General features: G+C 71.1%; 15 protein-coding genes. 8 read left to right on the top strand and 7 right to left on the bottom strand.

The genetic code is table 11. The features are described 5' to 3' along the window. Positions 1-78: 78 nt before the first annotated feature. From AB5J56_RS37590 to AB5J56_RS37570, 5 genes are read right to left on the bottom strand one after another with little or no spacing between them, the layout of a single operon-like run. Positions 79-684 (bottom strand): ATP/GTP-binding protein, encoded by a 606-nt coding sequence (locus AB5J56_RS37590; RefSeq protein WP_369239671.1) that lies wholly within the window; start codon positions 682-684, stop codon positions 79-81. Beyond that, a complete protein-coding gene (locus tag AB5J56_RS37585) occupies positions 665-4327 on the bottom strand; it encodes a hydantoinase B/oxoprolinase family protein (protein ID WP_369239669.1) in 3663 nt (1220 codons plus the stop codon). The genes AB5J56_RS37590 and AB5J56_RS37585 overlap by 20 nt, the downstream gene beginning before the upstream one ends. Positions 4328-4351: 24 nt before the next feature. Further along, positions 4352-4747 (bottom strand): DUF742 domain-containing protein, encoded by a 396-nt coding sequence (locus tag AB5J56_RS37580; protein WP_369239667.1) that lies wholly within the window; start codon positions 4745-4747, stop codon positions 4352-4354. A gap of 9 nt (positions 4748-4756) precedes the next feature. Continuing rightward, entirely contained in the window at positions 4757-5197 is a 441-nt protein-coding gene (locus tag AB5J56_RS37575; RefSeq protein ID WP_369239665.1) for a roadblock/LC7 domain-containing protein, read from the bottom strand. After that, positions 5194-8100, bottom strand: coding sequence for a nitrate- and nitrite sensing domain-containing protein (locus AB5J56_RS37570; RefSeq protein WP_369239663.1), 2907 nt, complete (start codon positions 8098-8100; stop codon positions 5194-5196). The genes AB5J56_RS37575 and AB5J56_RS37570 overlap by 4 nt, the downstream gene beginning before the upstream one ends. A gap of 421 nt (positions 8101-8521) precedes the next feature. On the opposite strand from AB5J56_RS37570, the gene AB5J56_RS37565 reads away from it, so the two are divergent. Continuing rightward, positions 8522-9112 carry a hypothetical protein gene (locus tag AB5J56_RS37565; protein WP_369243028.1) on the top strand — a complete coding sequence of 197 codons (591 nt, stop codon included), beginning with the start codon at positions 8522-8524 and terminating at the stop codon, positions 9110-9112. An 82-nt stretch (positions 9113-9194) separates the two neighbouring features. Here AB5J56_RS37565 and AB5J56_RS37560 read toward each other — a convergent pair whose 3' ends face one another. Both AB5J56_RS37560 and AB5J56_RS37555 read right to left on the bottom strand, forming a co-directional pair. Beyond that, positions 9195-10403, bottom strand: a complete 1209-nt coding sequence (locus AB5J56_RS37560) for an NAD(P)/FAD-dependent oxidoreductase (protein WP_369239661.1) — start codon at positions 10401-10403, stop codon at positions 9195-9197. 208 nt (positions 10404-10611) lie between these two features. Continuing rightward, complete coding sequence (locus AB5J56_RS37555; protein ID WP_369239659.1) at positions 10612-10932, bottom strand: bifunctional 3-phenylpropionate/cinnamic acid dioxygenase ferredoxin subunit; 321 nt, start codon at positions 10930-10932, stop codon at positions 10612-10614. 214 nt (positions 10933-11146) lie between these two features. Between AB5J56_RS37555 and AB5J56_RS37550 the strand changes: the two genes are divergently transcribed. The 7 genes from AB5J56_RS37550 to AB5J56_RS37520 all read left to right on the top strand — a co-directional run bounded on the left by AB5J56_RS37550 (position 11147) and on the right by AB5J56_RS37520 (position 20398). After that, entirely contained in the window at positions 11147-11968 is an 822-nt protein-coding gene (locus AB5J56_RS37550) for an IclR family transcriptional regulator (RefSeq protein ID WP_369239657.1), read from the top strand. 327 nt (positions 11969-12295) lie between these two features. Then, positions 12296-13381, top strand: a complete 1086-nt coding sequence (locus tag AB5J56_RS37545) for an S-(hydroxymethyl)mycothiol dehydrogenase (protein ID WP_369239655.1) — start codon at positions 12296-12298, stop codon at positions 13379-13381. Continuing rightward, positions 13378-14004: an MBL fold metallo-hydrolase gene (locus AB5J56_RS37540; protein WP_369239653.1), complete on the top strand. Its 627-nt coding sequence runs from the start codon at positions 13378-13380 to the stop codon at positions 14002-14004. The genes AB5J56_RS37545 and AB5J56_RS37540 overlap by 4 nt, the downstream gene beginning before the upstream one ends. Positions 14005-14103: 99 nt before the next feature. Next, positions 14104-16557, top strand: coding sequence for an FAD-dependent oxidoreductase (locus AB5J56_RS37535; RefSeq protein ID WP_369239651.1), 2454 nt, complete (start codon positions 14104-14106; stop codon positions 16555-16557). 9 nt (positions 16558-16566) lie between these two features. Further along, positions 16567-17721, top strand: coding sequence for an N-methyl-L-tryptophan oxidase (solA, locus tag AB5J56_RS37530; protein WP_369239649.1), 1155 nt, complete (start codon positions 16567-16569; stop codon positions 17719-17721). Between the two features lie 11 nt (positions 17722-17732). Next, entirely contained in the window at positions 17733-18878 is a 1146-nt protein-coding gene (locus AB5J56_RS37525; protein ID WP_369239647.1) for an aromatic ring-hydroxylating dioxygenase subunit alpha, read from the top strand. Continuing rightward, positions 18842-20398: an aldehyde dehydrogenase family protein gene (locus tag AB5J56_RS37520; RefSeq protein ID WP_369239645.1), complete on the top strand. Its 1557-nt coding sequence runs from the start codon at positions 18842-18844 to the stop codon at positions 20396-20398. The genes AB5J56_RS37525 and AB5J56_RS37520 overlap by 37 nt, the downstream gene beginning before the upstream one ends. Positions 20399-20467: the final 69 nt, after the last annotated feature.

Genomic DNA, 20467 nt, shown 5'->3' with positions numbered 1-20467 from the left:
CGTGCACGACTGCGACCCGTACCCCGGTCGGCGGGGGTACGGGCCGTAGGTGTGCCCGGGGCCGGGCCGGTGCCGGCGTCAGGTGGTGACGGTCTGCCGACGTTCGGCGGCGTACGCCATCGCGTGCTGGACGACGCCGATGAGGACTTCCTTGACCGACTCGCGGTCGCGCGCGTCGGTCAGCACGACGGGCACCTCGGGGTCGAGGTCGAGTGCCTGACGGACGTCGTCGGCGGGGTAACGGGAGGCGCCCTCGAAGCAGTTGACGCCGACCACGAAGGGTATGGAGCGTCGCTCGAAGTAGTCGACGGCCGCGAAGCAGTCCTCCAGGCGGCGTGTGTCGGCGAGGACGACCGCGCCCAGCGCGCCGGTGGCGAGCTCGTCCCACAGGAACCAGAAGCGGTCCTGCCCGGGCGTCCCGAAGAGGTACAGCACCAGGTCCTCGCGGAGCGTGATGCGGCCGAAGTCCATGGCGACGGTGGTGGTGTGCTTGCCCTCCACACCGCTGGTGTCGTCGATCGGGCGGCCGGCCTCGGTGAGCAGTTCCTCGGTGCGCAGCGGCTTGATCTCGCTGACCGCGCCGACGAGGGTCGTCTTGCCCACGCCGAATCCGCCGGCCACCAGGATCTTGAGGGTGACGGGCTCGACCGGGGGCTTGCCGCGCTCAGTACGCCCGAAGATCATCGCTCTCTTCTCCTGCTTGATGGGGGTCGCGCGACGGTGGGCCGTAGCCTCCGCCGCCAGGGGTTTCGATGACGAGTACGTCGTCGGGGCCGACGTCCGCCGTGTCACTTCCGCCGAGCTCGGTGACCGTGCCGTCCGCGCGCTCCACCCGGTTGGCGCCGAGCGCTCCGGGGGCGCCGCCGGCCATGCCGTAGGGCGGGACGCGGCGGTGCTGGGAGAGCGTGGAGACGGTCATGGGTTCACGGAACCGGATGCGGCGCACGGCCCCGTCCCCGCCGCTCCAGCGCCCCGCGCCGCCGCTGCCGTGCCGCACCTCGAACGCGTCGAGCAGAACCGGCAGCCGCCACTCCAGGATCTCGGGGTCGGTGAGCCGCGAGTTGGTCATGTGGGTCTGCACGACGGGTGCGCCGGGGAAGCCGTCGCCCGCGCCGGAACCGGAGGCCACCGTCTCGTAGTACTGGTACCGCTCGTTGCCGAAGGTGACGTTGTTCATCGTGCCGGAGCCTTCGGCCTGCACGCCCAGGGCCCCGTAGAGGGCGCCGGTGATCGCCTGCGAGGTCTCGACGTTGCCCGCGACCACGGCGGCCGGGGGTTCGGGGGCGAGCATGGAACCGGGCGGTACGACGATGTCCAGGGGGCGCAGGCAGCCGTCGTTGAGGGGGATGTCGTCGTCGACCAGGGTGCGGAAGACGTACAGGACGGCGGCGTTGACCACGGCGAAGGGGGCGTTGAAGTTGGTGGCGAGCTGTGGGGACGTGCCCGTGAAGTCGACCGTCGCGGAGCGGTTTTCGCGGTCTACTCGGACGCGGACCCGGATGACGGCCCCGGAGTCGGTCTCGTAGGCGAACTCGCCGTCTTCAAGGGCGTCGATGACGCGGCGGACGGCTTCCTCGGCGTTGTCCTGGACGTGCTTCATGTACGCCTGGACGACGTCGAGTCCGAAGTTGTCGATCATGCGGGCGACCTCGTCGACGCCCTTCTGGTTGGCGGCGATCTGGGCGCGCAGGTCGGCGAGGTTGGTCCTCGGGTTGCGGGAGGGATAGGGCGCCTCGGTGAGCAGGCGCAGGGTCTCCGCCTCGCGGAACCGGCCGTCCTCGGCGAGCAGCCAGTTGTCGAAGAGGATGCCTTCTTCCTCGATCGTGCGGCTGTTCGCGGGCATGGAGCCGGGCGCGATGCCGCCGATCTCTGCGTGGTGGCCGCGGGAGGCGACGTAGAAGAGGAGGTTTCGGTCACCCTCCGTGCTCGTCGCGCTTGTCGCGCTCGCCGTGTCGAAGACGGGGGTGATGACCGTGACGTCGGGGAGGTGGGTGCCGCCGTGGTACGGATCGTTGACCGCGTACGTGTCTCCGGGCCGCATGGCGTCGCCGCGTCGCCGGATGACCTCCTTGACGCTGGTGCCCATGGAGCCCAGGTGGACGGGGATGTGCGGCGCGTTGGCCACCAGGTTTCCGTCCGGGTCGAAGAGCGCGCAGGAGAAGTCGAGGCGCTCCTTGATGTTGACGGACTGGGCGGTGGACTCCAGGCGGGCGCCCATTTGTTCGGCGATCGACATGAAGAGGTTGTTGAAGACCTCCAGGAGAACCGGGTCCGCTTCCGTGCCGAGTTCGGAACTCTCCGTGACCGCGACGCGTTCCATGACCAGATGCCCGTCGTCGGTGGTGGCAGCCTGCCACCCGTCGTCGACGACGGTCGTCGCACCCGCCTCGGTGATGATCGCGGGGCCGACGACGGTTTCGCCGGGGGGCAGTTCCTCGCGGCGGTGCAGGGGTACGTCCCGCCAGGCACCGCCCGTGTGGAGGCTGACCGTCGGCGCGGCGGAACGGTCCGAGGGGGCGGCGGAGGCTCCGTCGACGGCGGTGAGCGTGGAGAGATCGGGGGGTTCGGAAAGACCGGTGGCTTCCACGGAGAGGGCTTCGACGACGATCGGGCGGTCGAGGGTGAAGGAGTAGGTGGCGCGGTGGCGTTCTTCGAAGGCGTGGGTCATGGCGTCGGGCTCGGTGAGCTCGACGATGAGTGCCGTGTCCGTGCCGTCATAGCGGAGCTGGGCGCGGCGGGTCACCCGGATGCGGTCCTCGGGCACGTCCTCGGCGAGGAGTTCGGCGCGGGCGGCGCTCTCCAGGTCATCGGCGGTCTTCAGGACACCGGGCATCGAGGACGCCTCCAGCGGCGCCTCGACGGACTGCTCGCGCATGGCCGTGGTGTCGGCGAGACCGATGCCGAGGGCGGACAGCACACCGGCCATGGGTGGTACGAGGACGGTGCGGATGCCGAGCGAGTCGGCGACCATGCACGCGTGCTGGCCGCCCGCGCCGCCGAAGGTCGTCAGCACGTACCGGGTGACGTCGTGGCCCTTCTGGACGGAGATCCGCTTCACGGCGTTGGCGATGTTGGCCACGGCGATCTGCAGATAGCCCTCGGCGACCTGCTCGGGCGTCCGGTTGTCGCCGGTCCTCTCGCCGATCTCGCGGGCGAGGTCGGCGAAGCGGTCGCGGACCAGGGTCTCGTCCAGCGGCCGATCCCCGTCGGGGCCGAACACCTTGGGGAAGTGAGCGGGTTGGATACGGCCCAGTGCCACGTTGGCGTCGGTGACGGTGAGCGGGCCGCCGCCCCGGTAGCAGGCGGGGCCGGGGTCCGCGCCCGCCGAGTCGGGGCCCACGCGATAGCGGGTGCCGTCGAAGTGGAGCACCGAGCCGCCGCCGGCCGCGACGGTGTGGATGTCCAGCATGGGCGCGCGCAGCCGTACGCCGGCGATCTGGGTGGTGAAGACCCGTTCGTACTCGCCCGCGAAGTGCGAGACGTCCGTCGACGTACCGCCCATGTCGAAACCGATGACACGGTCGAAGCCCGCCAGTTGCGACATGCGGGCCATGCCGACGATGCCGCCCGCGGGCCCGGAGAGGATGGCGTCCTTGCCGCGGAACTGGCCGGCCTCGGTGAGCCCGCCGTTGGACTGCATGAACATCAGCCGCACGCCCTCGAGCTCGTCGGCGACGTGCTGGACGTAACGACGCAGCACGGGCGACAGGTAGGCGTCGACGACGGCGGTGTCGCCGCGCGGGACGAGCTTCATCAGTGGGCTGACCTCGCTGGAGAGCGAGATCTGCGGGAAGCCGGTGCGGGCGGCCAGCTCGCCGATGGCCTCCTCGTGGGCGGGATGGAGATGGCTGTGCATGCAGACGACGGCCACGGCGCGGATCCCGGCGTCGTAGGCCTCCTGGAGGGGACCGGCGAGAGCATCCAGGTCGGGGGCGCGCAGGACGGTGCCGTCGGCGGTGATCCGCTCGTCGACCTCGATGACGCGCTCGTACAGCAGCTCGGGCAGTTCGATCCGGCGGGCGAAGATCCGAGGGCGGTTCTGGTAGGCGATGCGCAGCGCGTCGCGGAATCCGCGGGTGACGACGAGGAGGGTGCGTTCGCCCGTGCGCTCCAGCAGGGCGTTGGTGGCGACGGTGGTGCCCATGCGGACGGCCTCGATCTCGCCGCCCTCGCCGAGGAGTTCGCGTACGCCCGCGACCGCCGCGTCGGCGTACCTGGCCGGATTGTCGGAGAGCAGCTTGTGCGTGAGCAGGCGGCCGTCCGGGCGGCGCGCGACGATGTCGGTGAAGGTGCCGCCTCGGTCGACCCAGAACTGCCAGCCTGTCACGTCTGTTCCCCGCTTCCGCGCTGCTCAGAGCGCCCGGAGGCCGCTGATCACGTCGCGCAGAATACTCTCGTCCGGCAGCTCGGCCGGGGGTACCGGCCGTGTCACATGGACCATTTCCTCGTCCACCAGGTCCCCGATGAGGACGCGTACCACTCCGATGGGGAGGTCGAGTTCGGCGGCGAGCTCGGCGACCGACTGGGGAGCGTCGCGGCACAGTTCGACGATGTCCACGTGTTCCGGGGACAGGGTCTGGTCCGCTTCGGGGTCGTCCGTGTGCGTCTGGGCGACGACCACCGCGATCAGGTCGAGGCGGTGCTGTGCCGCACTCGTGGTGCGGCCGCGCGTCATGGCATACGGACGGACCACCGGTCCGGCCTCGTCGTCGAACCAGTGGCGTTTTCCCTGACCGTCTCCGCTCATGTCATCCCACTACCCGCCCGAGGGCAGATCGGTGCGCGGAGCGGCGGCCAGATGTACGCCTACTCGCTTGACCAGGAGCGTCATTTCGTAAGCGACCTGCCCGACGTCCGAGTCGGCGTCCGACAGCACGGCGAGGCAGCTGCCGTCACCGGCGGCGGTCACGAACAGGAAGGCGTCGTCCAGCTCGACGACGGTCTGCCGGACGCTGCCCGCCTCGAAGTGGCGGCCGACGCCCTTGGCGAGACTGTGGAATCCGGAGGCGACGGCGGCCAGGTGCTCGCTGTCCTCCCGCGTCAGGTCCTTGGACACCCCGGTGGGAAGGCCGTCGCCGGAGAGCACGATCGCCTTGCGGATGCTGGCGACGCGGTCCACCAGGTCGTCCAGGAGCCAGTTGAGCTCCCCGGTCGCCGTGCTGGTCGTGGTAGGCCCTGCAGCCTTCGGTGCGGTCATGGAGCGTCCCCCTCTGTGGTTCGTGGTGCTGTGCCGTCCTGGGCCTGGTCACCCGCGGCGTTCTCGTCGCGGCCGCGCTGCCAGCCCCGCTGGAGCGAGGCCATCCGGCTGCGCACCTCGTCGGCGTCGCGGTCGCCGGGGTCGGCCCCGCCCTGGCCCTTGCCGCGCTCGGTCTGTCGCGCGGGCCCTTCCTTCAACTGCGGGGCCAGATTGGCCTGTCGGACACGGCGGGGCAGCGCGCCCGTGGCCGATTCTGCCGTGTCCGTCGCGGCGTCGGAGCGCGGGGTGTCGCCACCCGCGCGCGAGACGGGGCCTTCGGCGGCGGGCCCCGAAGCGGGGCGGCGGGTGCGTTGGGGCAGGGCGGGCGGCTGGCGAAGGCCGGGGGCCTCGGCGCTCCCGCCGCCCGAGCGCGCCGAGCTTTCGGGGCGATCGCCCCTGCGCCGTGCGGGCAGCTCGGCGCCGGTGGCACGACGGGGGGCCGGTGACTTGGCCGCGTCGAGTTCCGCGATGCTCCGGTCGGCCATGCCGCGGTCCACCGGCTCCAGGCCACCGATCGGCTCCCGGTTCTGCGCGGGCTCCGCGTCCGGCGCACCGCGCCGGGTCCTCGACTCGGTCACGGGACGTCCGTGCGAGCTGACGAGTTTGGGGGTCCGGCGCCGTGGCAGCGGGACGGGACCGCCGGGGTGGTCGTCGTCGCCGGGGCGCGCGGGCTCGCCGCGATTGTCGCGGGCCTGCTGGTGCTGCTCGCCCGCGACGCCGGCGAGAGAGTGGCGTGGCCGGAACAGACCGCCGCGTTCGCTGTCGTCGTCGCCGAGCGCCCCGGGGAAGTCGGTGAGGGCGTCCAGGTCGACCGGCGCCTCCAGCTCGACCGGCCCGTCCAGGATCGAGGGGGGCAGGCCGGGGAGTTGCACGGGCACCTGGGAGAGCGCCGCCGTGCGGTCGTCCTCGCTGCCGCCCTCCTTCGAGGGGAGCGCGCGGTCCAGGCGGAAGCCGATGCCGTTGGTGTCCGGGACGTCGTCGGTGAGGAGCGCGTCCGGGATGAAGACGACCGCGGTGGTGCCGCCGTACGGAGAGGGCTGGAGGGAGACGCGGACGTTCTGTCGCTGGGCGAGCCGGCTGACCACGAAGAGACCGAGGCGGTCGGTGTCGGACAGTTCGAACTCGGGGGTCTCGGCGAGTCGCAGGTTGGCGTCGAGGAGCGCTTCGGCGGCCATGCCCAGGCCACGGTCGTGGATCTCCAGGGTGAAGCCGTTGGCGACGCGCTCGCCGAGGACCTGCACGGCGGTGTGCGGCGGCGAGAACACCGTGGCGTTCTCCAGGAGTTCGGCCACCAGGTGGGTGAGGTCGGCGACCGCGGGGCCGGTGACGGCGACTCGCGGAAGGCGGCGTACCTCGATGCGTTCGTAGTCCTCGACCTCGGCGACGGCGGCGCGGACGATGTCCATGAGCTGGACGGGCCTGCGCCACTGCCGGGACGGGGCCGCGCCGGAGAGGATGACCAGGCCCTCGGCGTGCCGGCGCATGCGCGTGGTCAGGTGGTCGAGGCGGAACAGGTCGGCGAGTTCGTCGGTGTCCTCGGTTCTGCGCTCCATGGTGTCGAGCAGGGTGAGCTGCTTGTGGAGCAGGACCTGGCTGCGGCGGGCGAGGTTGACGAAGACCTCGGAGACGCCGTCGCGCAGCTCGGACTGCTTGACTGCGGCCTCGACGGCGGCGCGCTGGAGGGTGTTGAGGGCCTGGCCGACGTCGCCGATCTCGTTCTTGTCGTACTCCAGGCGCGGCACTTCGGTCTCGATGTCGACCTGTTCGCCGGCGGAGAGGCGGCGCATGACGCTGGGCAGCCGGACGCCGGACGCCTCGTGGGCCTCCAGGCGCAGTCGGCGCAGGTCGCGGATGAGGCCCCGGCCGATGCGTACCGACATGAAGAGCGAGACCAGCAGGGCGATGAGCCCGAGGACTCCTGCGACGGCCGCCTTGGCGATGACGCCCATGGCCACCGGCCGGACGCGGTCCTGGTAGCGGTCGCCCGCCTTGTCGTTGAGCTTGCTGAGCTGGCCCAGCACGTGTCCGGCGGCGCCGTCCCAGCTTTTGGCGGTGACGCCGCTGGGCGAGCCGGCCGGGGACATGGCGATGGCCTGCTCGGCGACGCGCAGGGGCGCCGTGTCGGCGTTCTTCCAGTAGCGCTCGTAGCGTTCGCGCTCCGAGGAGGGCAGCAGCGGCAGGCTGATGTCGTACAGCAGGGTGCGCTGGGCGACGAGGTCGGAGACGTCGCGGATCTCTTCGCGGGTGAGGTGTCCGGCGACGAGTGCGGAGCCGAGGAGGGCGTCCTCGCGGGAGAGCAGTTCGCGGGCGCGGGCGACGTTGACGAGCGCGCGGCCCTGGTTGTCCATCTCCACGTTGTCGAGCACATGGAGGTTGGCCATCAGGACGTAGCAGGGGTCGATGAGGCGGTTGTAGAGGCCGAGGGCCTGGGACCGGTCGACGGTGCCGTCCTCGACGCTGCGGCGCAGCGACGTGATCCCCTCGAGGGCGTCGAGGATGGAGGCGAGGCGCTCCGAGGTGCCCGAACCCATGTCGTCGCGTACGTCCTCGTTCCGGGCGTTGCGGCGCACCTTGGCGACGGCCTTGTCGGTGGCGGCCCGGCTGCGCTTGAGGGCCGCGAGAGCGTCCGAGGCCCGGGGGTCGGCGAGGTAGACCAGGGTCTGGCGGCGTTCGGTCTGCAGGACACGCACGGCGTCCTCGGTCGGGTAGCCGACCTTCTCCACCACGTTCGACACGTTGAACAGCTGACTTGCCTCACGCCCGGTGAGGATCGTGGCGAAACCCCAGATCGCGGTCAGGGACACCAGCGGCACGAGGAGCAGCGCCACGATCTTCCGGCGGATGGACTTCCCGCGAAAGCGCATGGCCTCCCCCAGCTCGACCCCCTCCGGCCCGGGGGTACACATGTGCGTCAACAAACGGCGTGAGCCTACTACCGACACACAGGTAACTCGAAGGCCTGTCCGGACGCACGCCGGGTGTCCAGGGAACGAGACATGGGGAGTTGTCCGTTCATTGGGGGAGATTGCCGCCCCCTGTGCGGCACTTGGGCCCGGATCGTGTCCGGTGGCGAACATGGTCAGTTGGCCTGATTTCTTCGTTCGGTGGGAATCTTCGGGCCACGCCGTTCGTCTTTCTGTAAGGGAATTGGGGGCGGAATCGGCCACAGGCGCCGCATGCCGCGTCCAGGCGGCGTAAAACAGCGCAAGCCGGGCAGCCAATGGGGAGCGGTGTCGCGTGACACCGGTGCAAGGCGTCTGCTGGGCGGTGGGGAGTGACGAGTTGATGGGCACGGCAGAGCGGAGCGGGGCGCCCGGGATCGGCGTCGTGGCGCCCGCGGCGGCGCAGCGGGCCACTCAGGCAACGGATCGCGACATTCCGGTGAGCGGGCGTGACGAGGCGGACGTGCAGTCGGCGTCGACGCGTGAGCGCGGCCGGGCGGACGAGCGGACCGCCGCGACGGAGGAGTACCAAGAGCAGGCGTACTACCGGCCGTTGTGGATCGAGGAACCCGCACGAAGGAGGCGACTGCCCGATCCGGTGCGTACGGCGGCCGTGCGGGCGGTGCTGCTCATCGCCGTGACGCTGATGCAGGCGATGGTGGCGTTCCTGTGCACGCTGGCGGGATCCTGGCTGGCCTTCCCGATGGTGCTGAGCAGCGTGGCAAGCACGGTCGTGGCCACCTGGGGCGCACTCGACGTCTGGGTGACACGACAGGTCTGGAACCAGCGGAACGGTGTGGTGTCGGCGCCGAGCAGCACCGCGCGGACCCTGCGACGCGAGCGGCGCAAGGCCCGGCGGCAGGCCCGCACGGCCACGCGGGCGCAGGCACGAATACGGCGCAGGGGCGGGGCCGGGCAGCTGTCGCACTCCTAGGAGGCGTCCGAGCGGGCGCGTCCGTCGGGCCGCGGGTGGGTATGCCCGCAGGCATCGGCACACCCACCCGAAGCTCAGGCCGTCACAGCGCCGCCGGTTCCACCGGGCCCGCGCTGCGGGCCAGTTCGCGTCGTGCCCGCATGAAGGGGCGCGGGCGGTCGATGGAGAGTACGGCCGTCGTACGGCCTTCGCGCTCGTACAGGGCGAGGAAGCCGCCCTCGGCGGGCGCACCGTCCAGAAGCGTGCCCTCGGCGATGCGGACGGTGTCGGTGTCGTGCCGTCGCCCCGCGAACTGGATGCGCGCACCGTACTGGTCGGACCAGAAGTAGGGCGTCGACCGCACGGTCTCGACGGTTCGCCCGGCGAGCAGGTTGCGTACGGCGACGCGGGGCTGCTCGGTCGCGGAGGTCCAGTGCTCGGCGCGGGAGCCGGAGACGCGGGCGACATCGCCCACGGCGACCACCTGCGGCAGTCCGGTCACGCAGCCGTCGTCGCACAGCACGCCGTCGTGCAGGGCGAGGGTCGAGCCGGCGAGCCAGCCGGTGTTGGGCATGGCGCCGATGCCGACGATCACGATGTCGGCGGGCAGTGTCCGGCCGTCGGCCAGCTCCACGCCGGTCACGGTGCGGCGGCCGTCGGAGCCGGCGGTCTCTCTCCCCCGCAGCCCGGCGACGCCGGTTCCGGTGACGAGGTCGGTGCCGCCGCGCCGGTGCAGCGCGGCGCACACGGCGGCCATGTCGGCGCCGAGTTGGGGCACGAGCGGCAGCGGAGCGGCCTCGACGACGGTGACCCGGTGGCCGAGGGCGGCGCAGGAGGACGCTGTCTCGGCGCCGATGAAGCCGCCGCCGATGACGACGACGCGGCGCGCGCCTCGGGTGAGTTCCTCGCGCAGGGCGCGGGCGTCGTCGAGGGTGCGCAGGGTGTGCACCCCGGCGAGGTCGTCGCCGGGGAGGCGGCGGGCCGAGGCGCCGGTGGCGATGACCACGCCGTCGGTGGAGACGGTGCGGCCGTCGTCGAGGAGGACGGTGCGGCCGCGGGCGTCGAGTCCCCGGGCGCGTACGCCGAGGAGCCACTCGGCGTCGAGTTCCGCGCTCTCGTCGGCGTCGGTGAGAGCGAGGTGTTCCTCGTCGGCCTTGCCGGTGAGGAAGTCCTTGGACAGGGGCGGGCGGTCGTAGGGGCGATGGGTTTCGTCGCCGACGATCACCAGGCGTCCGTCGAAGCCCTGGGCCCGCAGTTCGCGGGCCGCGTACAGCCCGGAGAGGGAGGCTCCGATGACGGTGACGGTCCTCATGAGCGCTCCCCTGTGGCCTTGGCTGCGGCACGGGGCACGCGCGGTCCGGCTTCGCTGACGCCGGCCTCGCTCGCACCAGCCACACGTGCCCAGACCTCGCGGACAACGGCCTCGCGGGCTCCGCCCCGGTCGGCCCCACTCCCGCCGGCTCCGGCGTCGTCGGCCCTGCTCCCGCCTGATCCGCGGGCGTCGGACCCGGTCTCGTTCCTCATGCTGCGGTGCCCTCCTCCGCGGCCAGGTGGACATGGATGATGCCGTCGTCGACGGTGACGCGGTGAGTGCGGACGGGGCGGCGTGCGGGCAGGCACGTCGGCTGTCCCGTACGGAGATCGAATGATGCGGCGTGCAGCGGGCATTCGACCAGACAGCCCTCCAGCCAGCCCTCCGAGAGGGAGGCGTCCTGGTGGGTGCAGGTGTCGTCGATGGCGTAGAACTCGCCGTCGGCGTTGAACACGGCGACGGGCGGCGTGGTGTCGACTCTGACGGATTCGCCCTCGGGGAGGTCTTCAAGGCGGCAGACGGGAATCACGGGCCCCCCTCTCGGTCCGGGACACGATGTCCGGGACCTTTCAGGTCCAGGCTGTCCGAACCCTTTGCGGTTCCGGACGCTTCGGTAACATGATGTTTCGCATGGCGCACGAGGGAGCGCTATGCGCAACAGAATCCGCGCGGGGGTCCCGTCACGTCAAGGGCTTCCCGCAGATGCGGCCCAAACAGGGCCGCCAGGTGGTGAGAGTTGAGTCATGACCCGCACGCAGAAGCAGCCTGACCGCAGCGAGGACATTCCGGAGAAGCAGCAGGGCAGGGGCACGGCCAGCGCGGTCCAGTCGGTGGACCGCGCGGTGAGCGTGCTGGAGATCCTCGCGCGGCACGGCGAGGCGGGCGTCACCGAGATCGCCGAGGAGCTGGACGTCCACAAGTCCACGGCGTTCCGCCTGCTCGGCGTCCTGGAGAACCGCGGCCTGGTGGCACAGGCCAAGGACCGCGGGAAGTACTACCTGGGCGCCGCCGTACTGCGCCTCGCGGGGGCGGCCGCAGTACGCCTGGACATCTCCCAGGAGGGCGTGCCGGTCTGCCGCGAACTCGCGGACGAGCTGGGCGAGACGGTCAACATCGCGGTGCTCGACGACGACGCGGCCGTCAACATCATGCAGGCTCGCGGCACCGCGTCCGTCACCGCGCAGAACTGGCTCGGCAGACGCACCCCGCTGCACGCCACCTCCAGCGGAAAGGTGCTCCTCGCGCACATGCCGCCCACGCTGCGCGAAGGCCTGCTCGCCCGCTCCCTGCCGCGCTTCACGGAGCGCACGATCACCGGAAGCTCGGTGCTGCGCGGCGAACTCGAGGCGGTGATCGAGCAGGGCTACGGGATCACGCTGGAGGAGCTGGAGCTGGGCCTCGCCGCCGTCGCCGCCCCCGTGCGCGCCCACGACGGCAAGGTCATCGCGGCGATCAGCGTCTCGGGGCCCGTGTACCGGCTCGGCCAGGACCGGCTGCCCGAGCTGGCGAAACGCACGGTCGCGGCCGCGGCCGAGCTCTCCCGCCGGATGGGCTACGGCTTCTGACGGACCGAAGCGGCCACCCGGAAGCGGCCGCACCGAGCACACAAAGGAGCGCGGGGCCAGGAATCTCCTGGCCCCGCGCTCCTTTGTGCCGACCCTCTGCCTCGACCCCAGCGTCGACCCTCCGCCTCGGCCCTCCGCGTCCGCCAGCGCGTCCGCCTCCCGCGTCACGCCCTCCGCATCGGCTCTATGTATCGCCCACGTTTCCTACCGCCCGTTCCTTTTGCCAAGGGTTAACTCCCACCTCTTGACGGCCGCCTGACGGCGTTCCCAGTATGTCTCTCAACGCGCAACCCATCGCGCACTGCGCAACAGCAGAGGAGCCTGGTCGTGCCACACGAGGTCCGTGCCGTAGTCGCTGTCAAAAAGGGCGCACCCGTCGAGGTGCAGACGATCGTGGTGCCCGATCCCGGGCCGGGCGAGGTCCTCGTCAACGTGCAGGCCTGCGGGGTCTGCCACACGGATCTGCACTACCGGGAGGGCGCGATCACCGACGACTTCCCGTTCCTGCTCGGCCATGAGGCGGCCGGCACCATCGAGGCGGTCGGTGACGGCGTCACCGACCTGGTCCCCGGCGACTACGTCGTCCTCGCCTGGCGCGCCCCCTGCGGTTCCTGTCGCTCCTGTCGCCGCGGCCGCCCCTGGTACTGCTTCGACTCCCGCAATGCCACCCAACCGATGACGCTGCTCGACGGCACCCCGCTCAGCAACGCCCTCGGCATCGGCGCCTTCGCCGAGAAGACCCTGGTCGCGGCCGGACAGGCCGTGAAGATCGATCCCGCCGCCCGCCCCGAGGCCGCAGGCCTCATCGGCTGCGGGGTGATGGCCGGATACGGCGCCGCCGTCAACACCGGCAAGGTCGGCCGCGGAGACACGGTCGCCGTCATCGGCTGCGGCGGCGTCGGCAACGCGGCCATCGCGGGCGCCTGCCTGAACGGCGCCATGAAGGTCATCGCCGTCGACATCGACGACAAGAAGCTCGACCAGGCGGAGAGGTTCGGCGCCACCCACACCGTCAACTCGCGCGGTACGGACCCCGTCGAGGCCGTGCGGGCACTCACCGACGGCTTCGGGGTGGACATCGCCATCGACGCGGTCGGCCGCCCGGAGACGTACAAGCAGGCGTTCTACATGCGCGACCACGCCGGCATCCTGGTTCAGGTCGGCGTCCCCGACCCCGAGATGAAGGTCGAGATCCCACTGATCGACCTGTTCTCGCGCGGCGGCGCGCTCAAGTCGTCCTGGTACGGCGACTGCCTGCCGAGCCGCGACTTCCCGTTCCTCATCGACCAGTACCTGTACGGGCAGTTGGACCTCATGGCCTTCGTCAGCGAGACCATCGCCCTGGAGCAGGTCGAGGAGGCGTTCGCGAAGATGCAGCGCGGTGAGGTGCTGCGCTCGGTGGTGGTTCTGTGACCGCCCGGGGAGCCGTCCGCATCGAACGCGTCGTCACCTCCGGCACCTTCAGCCTCGACGGCGACACCTTCGACGTAGACAACAACGTCTGGCTGGTCGGCGACGACGAAGAGGTGCTGATCGTCGACGCCGCGCACGACGCCCATGCGATCCACCAGGCGGTCGCGGGCCGCCATGTCACCGCCATCGTCTGCACCCACGCGCACGACGACCACATAGGCGCGGCCGCCGAACTCTCCGTCCTGACCGGCGCGCCCGTCCTCCTGCACCCCGACGACAACGAGCTGTGGTCCTTCACCCACCCCGCCCGCAAGCCGGACGGCGAGCTCACCGACGGCCGGGTCCTCACGGTCGCCGGAATCGAACTCCAGGTGATCCACAACCCCGGCCACACCTGGGGCAGTTGCTCGCTCCACGCCCCCTTCCTCGACGCCGTCTTCACCGGCGACACCCTCTTCCACGGCGGGCCGGGCGCCACCGGCCGCTCCTACTCGGACCGGCCCACCATCGAGGCCTCCCTGCGCAACCGGCTGCTCACACTGCCCGGCGACACCGTCGTCCACACCGGGCACGGCCAGGACACGACGATCGCGGCCGAGCGGCCCAACGTCCCCGCCGCCTAGGCATCCCCCGCACCCCAGTCCCCGTCATCGCCAGCTCCGCAGCGCCCGTCATCCCCAGCCCCGCAGACCCCTGCCGTCCCCGCCACCACAAGGAGGGGCATGTCCAGCACGCCCACAACCCGCCCGCGCGGTCCCCAGGTCGTCGTCATCGGCGCCGGCATCGTCGGCTGCTCCCTCGCCGACGAGCTGACCGCCCGCGGCTGGACCGACGTCACCGTCCTCGAACAGGGGCCGCTGCCCGCCCCGGGCGGCTCCACCTCGCACGCACCGGGACTGGTCTTCCAGACCGGCCCGTCCAAGATGCTCACGGCCTTCGCGCAGTACACGGTGGAGAAGTTCAACTCCCTCCAGGTGGAAGGCGTTTCCTGCTTCAACCCGGTCGGCGGCCTGGAGCTCGCGACCACCCCGGAGCGCCTCGCCGACCTGCACCGCAAAGCCGGCTACGCGGCCTCCTGGGGCGTGCGCGGCGAACTCGTCAGCGCCGCCCGCTGCAAGGAACTGTGGCCGCTCATCGACGAGTCGGCCGTCCTCGGCGGCTTCCACACCCCCGACGACGGACTGGCCCGCGCGCTGCTCGCGGCCCGCGCCCAGATGGAGCGCGCCGAGAGCCGCGGCGCCCGGTTCCTGGACCGCCACACGGTCACCGGCATCGAGCGGCAGGACGGCCGGGTCACCGCGGTCGTCACCGACCGGGGCACCTTCCCCGCCGACCATGTCGTCTCGGCGGCCGGTTTCTGGGGGCCGGTCATCGGCCGCATGGCCGGAATCGACATCCCCCTCCAGCCACTGGCCCACCAGTACGCGAAGACCAGGCAACTCCCCGAACTCGCGGGCGCCACCGCCGAAGCCGAGAAGCCCATCCTCCGCTTCCAGGACCGCGACCTCTACTTCCGCGAGCACACCGACCGCATCGGCATCGGCAGTTACGCCCACCGGCCGCTGCCCGTCGACCCGTTCGCGATCCTCGGCTACGACGAGGCGCGCGCGAACGACCTGGAGATGCCGTCCTCCTTCCCCTTCACCGAGGAGGACTGGGCGCCGAGCTGGCAGGACTGCCGGTGGCTGATCCCCGCGCTGCGCGACACGGAGATCGAGGAGGGCTTCAACGGCGTCTTCTCCTTCACCCCCGACGGCATGCCGGTACTCGGCGAATCGCGCGGGCTGCGCGGCTTCTGGCTGGCCGAGGCCGTCTGGGTGACTCATTCCGCCGGCGTAGCCAAGGCCGTCACCGAGTGGATGGTCGACGGGCGCCCCTCCCTCGACGTCCATGAGGCCGACCTCACCCGCTTCGAGGACGCCCAGCGCTCACCGTCGTACATCAGGGAGCGCGGTTCGCAGCAGTTCGTCGAGGTGTACGACGTCCTGCACCCCCTCCAGCCGATGGAGCAGCCGCGCCCCCTGCGCGTCAGCCCCTTCTACGCCCGCCAACAGGCCCTGGGGGCCTACTTCCTGGAGGGCGGCGGCTGGGAGCGCCCGCACTGGTACGAGGCGAACGCCCCGCTCGTCGACGGCCTGGAACTGCCCGAGCGCGATGCCTGGTCGGCCCGTTACTGGTCGCCGATCGCGGCCGCCGAGGCGAAGGCGACCCGCGAGAAGGTCGCGCTCTACGACATGACTCCCCTGCGCCGCCTGGAAGTCACCGGCCCCGGCGCCCTCGACTTCCTGCACCGCATGACCACCAACAACCTTCGCAAGAAGCCCGGCGCGGTCACCTACACACTGCTCCTGGACGAGACGGGCGGCATCCGCTCCGACCTGACCGTCGCGCGCCTGGGCCCCGACCGCTTCCAGATCGGCGCCAACTCCCCCGCCGACCTGGACTGGTTGACCCGGCACGCGCCCGACGGTGTCCAGATCAGGGACATCACCTCCGGCACCTGCTGTATCGGCGTCTGGGGTCCGCTCGCCCGCGACCTCGTCCAGCCGCTGACCCGCGACGACTTCTCGCACGAGGGCTTCGGCTACTTCCGTGCGAAGGAGACATATCTGGGCCAAGTCCCGGTCACCGCGATGCGGTTGAGCTATGTCGGCGAGCTCGGCTGGGAGCTGTACACCAGCGCCGATCTGGGCCTCAGGCTCTGGGACACGCTGTGGGAGGCGGGCCGGGCGCACGGCGTGGTCGCGGCCGGGCGCTCCGCCTTCAACTCCCTGCGCCTGGAGAAGGGTTACCGCGCCTGGGGCACCGATATGACGGACGAGCACGACCCGTTCGAGGCGGGCGTCGGCTTCGCGGTGCGCATGGACAAGGAGTTCGTGGGACGCGAGGCACTCGACGCGGCCGCCGCCCCGGCCCGCCGGCTCACCCCGCTCCTCCTCGACGACCCCGCCGCCGTCGTTCTCGGCAAGGAGCCCGTGTATGTCGACGGCGCCCCGTCCGGCTACGTCACCAGCGCCTCGTACGGCTACACGCTGGGCCGCTGCGTCGCGTACGCCTGGCTGCCGCCGCTGGCGACCGGCACCGGTGTGCACATCGAGTACTTCGGCGAGAAGGTCCCCGCGACCGTCGCCGACGAGCCGCTCTTCGACCCGAAGATGACCCGCATCCGCCGATAGGAGGCGCCCGTGTCACCCTCGTACGACGTGATCGTGATCGGTCTCGGCGGAATGGGCAGCGCCGCCGCCCATCACCTGTCCGCCCGGGGCGCCCGCGTCCTCGGCCTGGAGAAGTTCGGTCCGGCGCACAACCGCGGCTCCAGCCACGGCGGTTCGCGCATCACCCGGCAGTCCTACTTCGAGGACCCGGCGTACGTGCCGCTGCTGCTGCGCGCCTACGAGCTGTACGACGACGTGGAGCGCGCCACCGGCCGCCGGATCGCCACCCTCAGCGGCGGCGTGATGATCGGCCCCGCCGACTCTGTGACCGTCTCCGGTTCGCTGCGCTCGGCCACCCAGTGGGACCTGCCCCACGAGATGCTGGACGCGAAGGAGATCCGCCGCCGCTTCCCGACCCTCGACCCGCGCGACGACGAGGTCGCCCTCTACGAGAAGAAGGCCGGTCTGGTCCGCCCCGAGAGCATGGTGGCCGCCCACCTCCAGCTGGCCACCCGGCAGGGCGCCGACCTGCACTTCGAAGAGCCGATGACGCGCTGGGAGCCGTACAAGGACGGCGTACGCGTCCACACGGCAGAAAACACGTACACGGCACGCCAGTTGGTGATCTGCCCGGGTGCCTGGGCGCCGCAGCTGCTCACGGATCTCGGGGTGGCGTTCACCATCGAGCGGCAGGTCATGTACTGGTTCCAGCCCAAGGGCGGGGTCAAGCCGTTCCTGGCCGAGAACCATCCCGTCTACATCTGGGAGGACGCCGCCGGAGTGCAGGTCTACGGCTTCCCGTCGATCGACGGGCCGGATTCGGGCGCCAAGGTCGCCTTCTTCCGCAAGGGCGAGGTGTGCACGCCGGAGACGATCGACCGGACCGTGTACGACCACGAGGTGCGGGCCATGGCGGACCACATGTCCCGCTGCATCCCCGACCTGCCGGGCACCTTCCTCAAGGCCGCCACCTGCATGTACTCCACCACCGCCGACGAGCACTTCGTCGTCGCCCGCCACCCCGCGCACCCGGAGTCCGTGACCGTGGCCTGCGGGTTCTCCGGCCACGGCTTCAAGTTCGTGCCGGTCGTCGGCGAGATCCTCGCCGACCTGGCCCTGACCGGCGCCACCGCTCACCCGATCGGCCTGTTCGATCCCCGCCGCCTCGCCGCCGCGCCCGCCTGAGGAGAACGCACGTGACGACGATCCCCGTCTCCCCGACCCGGCTCTCCCCCAGCCTGGTCTCCACCCTTCCCGGCCGCTACTACACGGATCCGGAGATCTTCCGGCAGGAGCAGGAACACCTCTTCGAGTCGATGTGGTTCTGCGCGGTCCGCGGCGCCGACCTGGCGAAAGCCGGCGCCTTCCGGACGGTCCAGATCGGCCGCGAGAGCGTCCTGATCACCCGTTCGCGCACCGGTGAGCTGCGCGCCTTCCTGAACATCTGCCGCCACCGCGGGGCCAGGCTGTGCACGGAGGAGTCCGGCGAGGTCCGCCGCAACCTCCAGTGCCCGTACCACGCCTGGACATACGACCTCGACGGCAAGCTGGTCGCCGCGCCGAACCTGGTCAAGATGCCCGACGTCGACCGCACCGAGTACGGCCTGGTCAAGGTCTCGCTGCGCGAGTGGCTCGGCTATGCCTGGGTGTGTCTGGCCGACGAGCCGCCCTCCTTCGAGGAGACGGTGATGGGCGCGGCCGTGGAGCGGCTCGGCGACGCGGCGGCCATCGAGCACTACGGCACCGAGAACCTCGCCCTCGGCAGGCGCATCACCTATGACGTGAAGGCGAACTGGAAACTGATCGTCGAGAACTTCATGGAGTGCTACCACTGCGCCACGATCCACCCCGAACTCACCGATGTCCTCCCGGAGTTCGCCGAGGGCTTCGCGGCCCAGTACTACGTGGGGCACGGTGCCGAGTTCGGCGAGGAGATCAAGGGGTTCACGGTCGACGGCAGCGAGGGCTTCGCCAAGCTCCCCGCGGTCGCGGACGACCAGGACCGCCGCTACTACGCGATCACTGTGAAACCCACGGTCTTCATCAATCTCGTCCCCGACCATGTCATCCTGCACCGCATGTTCCCGCTCGCGGAGGACCGCACGGTCGTCGAGTGCGACTGGCTGTACGCGCCGGACGTCGTCGAATCCGGCGCCGACGTCTCCAAGTCGGTCGAGCTCTTCCACCGCGTCAACGAGCAGGACTTCGAAGCCTGCGAGCGCACCCAGCCCGCCATGGCCTCGCGTGCCTACCGGAACGGTGGTGTGCTGGTGCCCACCGAGCACCACATCGGGATCTTCCACGAATGGCTGATCCAGCGGCTGGGAGGCCACGGTGCCTGAACGAAACGATTCGCCGGGAGGCCCCCGTGGCTGAGACCACCGACAGACCCGCCCTCGCCGTCCCCACCCTCTACATCGACGGCATCTGGAGGAACGCGCTCGACGGGCGCACCCGCGAGATCCACTGTCCCGCCGACGGCTCGCTGGTCGCCGTCGTCGACGAGGCGGGCGGCAAGGACACCGTCGAGGCGATCGCCGCGGCACGCCGCGCCTTCGACGAGGGCCCCTGGCCGACGACTCCGGCGGCCGAACGCGGTGACCTGCTGCTGCGCGTCGCCGACCTCCTCGTACGCGACAAGGACGTGCTGGCCCGCGCCGAGTCCATGGACACCGGCAAACGGCTTATCGAAAGCGCGTACGACATCGACGACATCGAGAACTGCTTCCGCTACTTCGGTCGGCAGGCCGCCACCGAACCGGGCCGGATCATCGAGACGGGCTCGGCCTCCGCGGACAGCCGGGTCGTGTACGAACCCGTCGGCGTCTGCGCGCTGATCACCCCCTGGAACTACCCCCTTCTCCAGACGGCCTGGAAGGTCGCCCCGGCGCTCGCTGCGGGCAACACCTTCGTCCTCAAACCGAGCGAGCTGACCCCGCATACGGCCATTCATCTGATGCGGCTCCTCGAGGAGGCCGGACTCCCCGCCGGCGTGGCGAACCTGATCCTGGGCGCGGGCCCGGAGGCCGGTGCTCCACTTGCCGACCATCCGGACGTGGACCTCGTCTCGTTCACCGGCGGGCTGCAGACCGGGCGCGGGCTGATGGCCGCCGCCGCAGGCACGGTGAAGAAGGTCGCCCTGGAACTCGGCGGCAAGAACCCCAACATCGTCTTCGCCGACGCCGACTTCGAGACGGCCGTCGACATGGCGCTGACCGCCGTGTTCCTGCACTCAGGACAGGTCTGCTCGGCCGGGGCACGGCTGCTGGTCGAGGACTCGCTGCACGACCGGTTCGTCGACGAGGTGGTGCGCCGGGCCTCGGCAATCCGCCTCGGCGGCCCCTTCGACGAGCGGGCGCAGACCGGGCCGCTGATCTCGGCCGCGCACCGCGCCAAGGTCGAGGCGTACGTCGAGAGGGGCATCGCGGAGGGCGCGGTGCTGCGCTGCGGCGGCAAGCATCCCGAGGGGCTCGACGAGGGCTTCTACTTCCTGCCGACCGTCCTTGACGACTGCTCGCCCGAGATGACCGTCGTCCAGGACGAGTCCTTCGGGCCGGTACTGACCGTGGAGCGCTTCACCGACGAGGCCGAGGCCGTCCGGCTCGCCAACGGCACCATCTACGGCCTCGCGGGCGCCGTGTGGACCACCGACGAAGCCAAGGCCCAGCGGGTCGCGGCCCGGCTGCGGCTCGGCACGGTGTGGATCAACGACTACCACCCGTACGTCCCGCAGGCCGAATGGGGCGGCTTCAAGCAGTCCGGCTTCGGCCGCGAACTCGGGCCCTCGGGCCTCGCCGAGTACCGCGAGACCAAGCACATCTGGCGCAACACCGACCCTTCCCCGCAGGGCTGGTTCGCGTAAGAGCTCCCTTCTGGAACCCCTTCCCCTTTGATCCCGGCACCCGCACGAGCCGCTCCCCACCCCTCCTCC

The organism is Streptomyces sp. R21, assembly GCF_041051975.1.
Lineage (GTDB): Bacteria > Actinomycetota > Actinomycetes > Streptomycetales > Streptomycetaceae > Streptomyces.
This window is presented reverse-complemented; position numbering and strand designations above follow the sequence as displayed.

Bases quoted from the DNA above. Each gene is read 5' to 3' on its own strand.
- AB5J56_RS37560 (WP_369239661.1), bottom strand. From the start codon at position 10,403: ATGAGGACCGTCACCGTCATCGGAGCCTCCCTCTCCGGGCTGTACGCG.
- AB5J56_RS37575 (WP_369239665.1), bottom strand. From the start codon at position 5,197: ATGACCGCACCGAAGGCTGCAGGGCCTACCACGACCAGCACGGCGACC.
- AB5J56_RS37565 (WP_369243028.1), top strand. From the start codon at position 8,522: ATGGGCACGGCAGAGCGGAGCGGGGCGCCCGGGATCGGCGTCGTGGCG.
- AB5J56_RS37520 (WP_369239645.1), top strand. From the start codon at position 18,842: ATGGCTGATCCAGCGGCTGGGAGGCCACGGTGCCTGAACGAAACGATT.
- AB5J56_RS37570 (WP_369239663.1), bottom strand. From the start codon at position 8,100: ATGCGCTTTCGCGGGAAGTCCATCCGCCGGAAGATCGTGGCGCTGCTC.
- AB5J56_RS37590 (WP_369239671.1), bottom strand. From the start codon at position 684: ATGATCTTCGGGCGTACTGAGCGCGGCAAGCCCCCGGTCGAGCCCGTC.
- AB5J56_RS37550 (WP_369239657.1), top strand. From the start codon at position 11,147: ATGACCCGCACGCAGAAGCAGCCTGACCGCAGCGAGGACATTCCGGAG.
- AB5J56_RS37535 (WP_369239651.1), top strand. From the start codon at position 14,104: ATGTCCAGCACGCCCACAACCCGCCCGCGCGGTCCCCAGGTCGTCGTC.
- AB5J56_RS37580 (WP_369239667.1), bottom strand. From the start codon at position 4,747: ATGAGCGGAGACGGTCAGGGAAAACGCCACTGGTTCGACGACGAGGCC.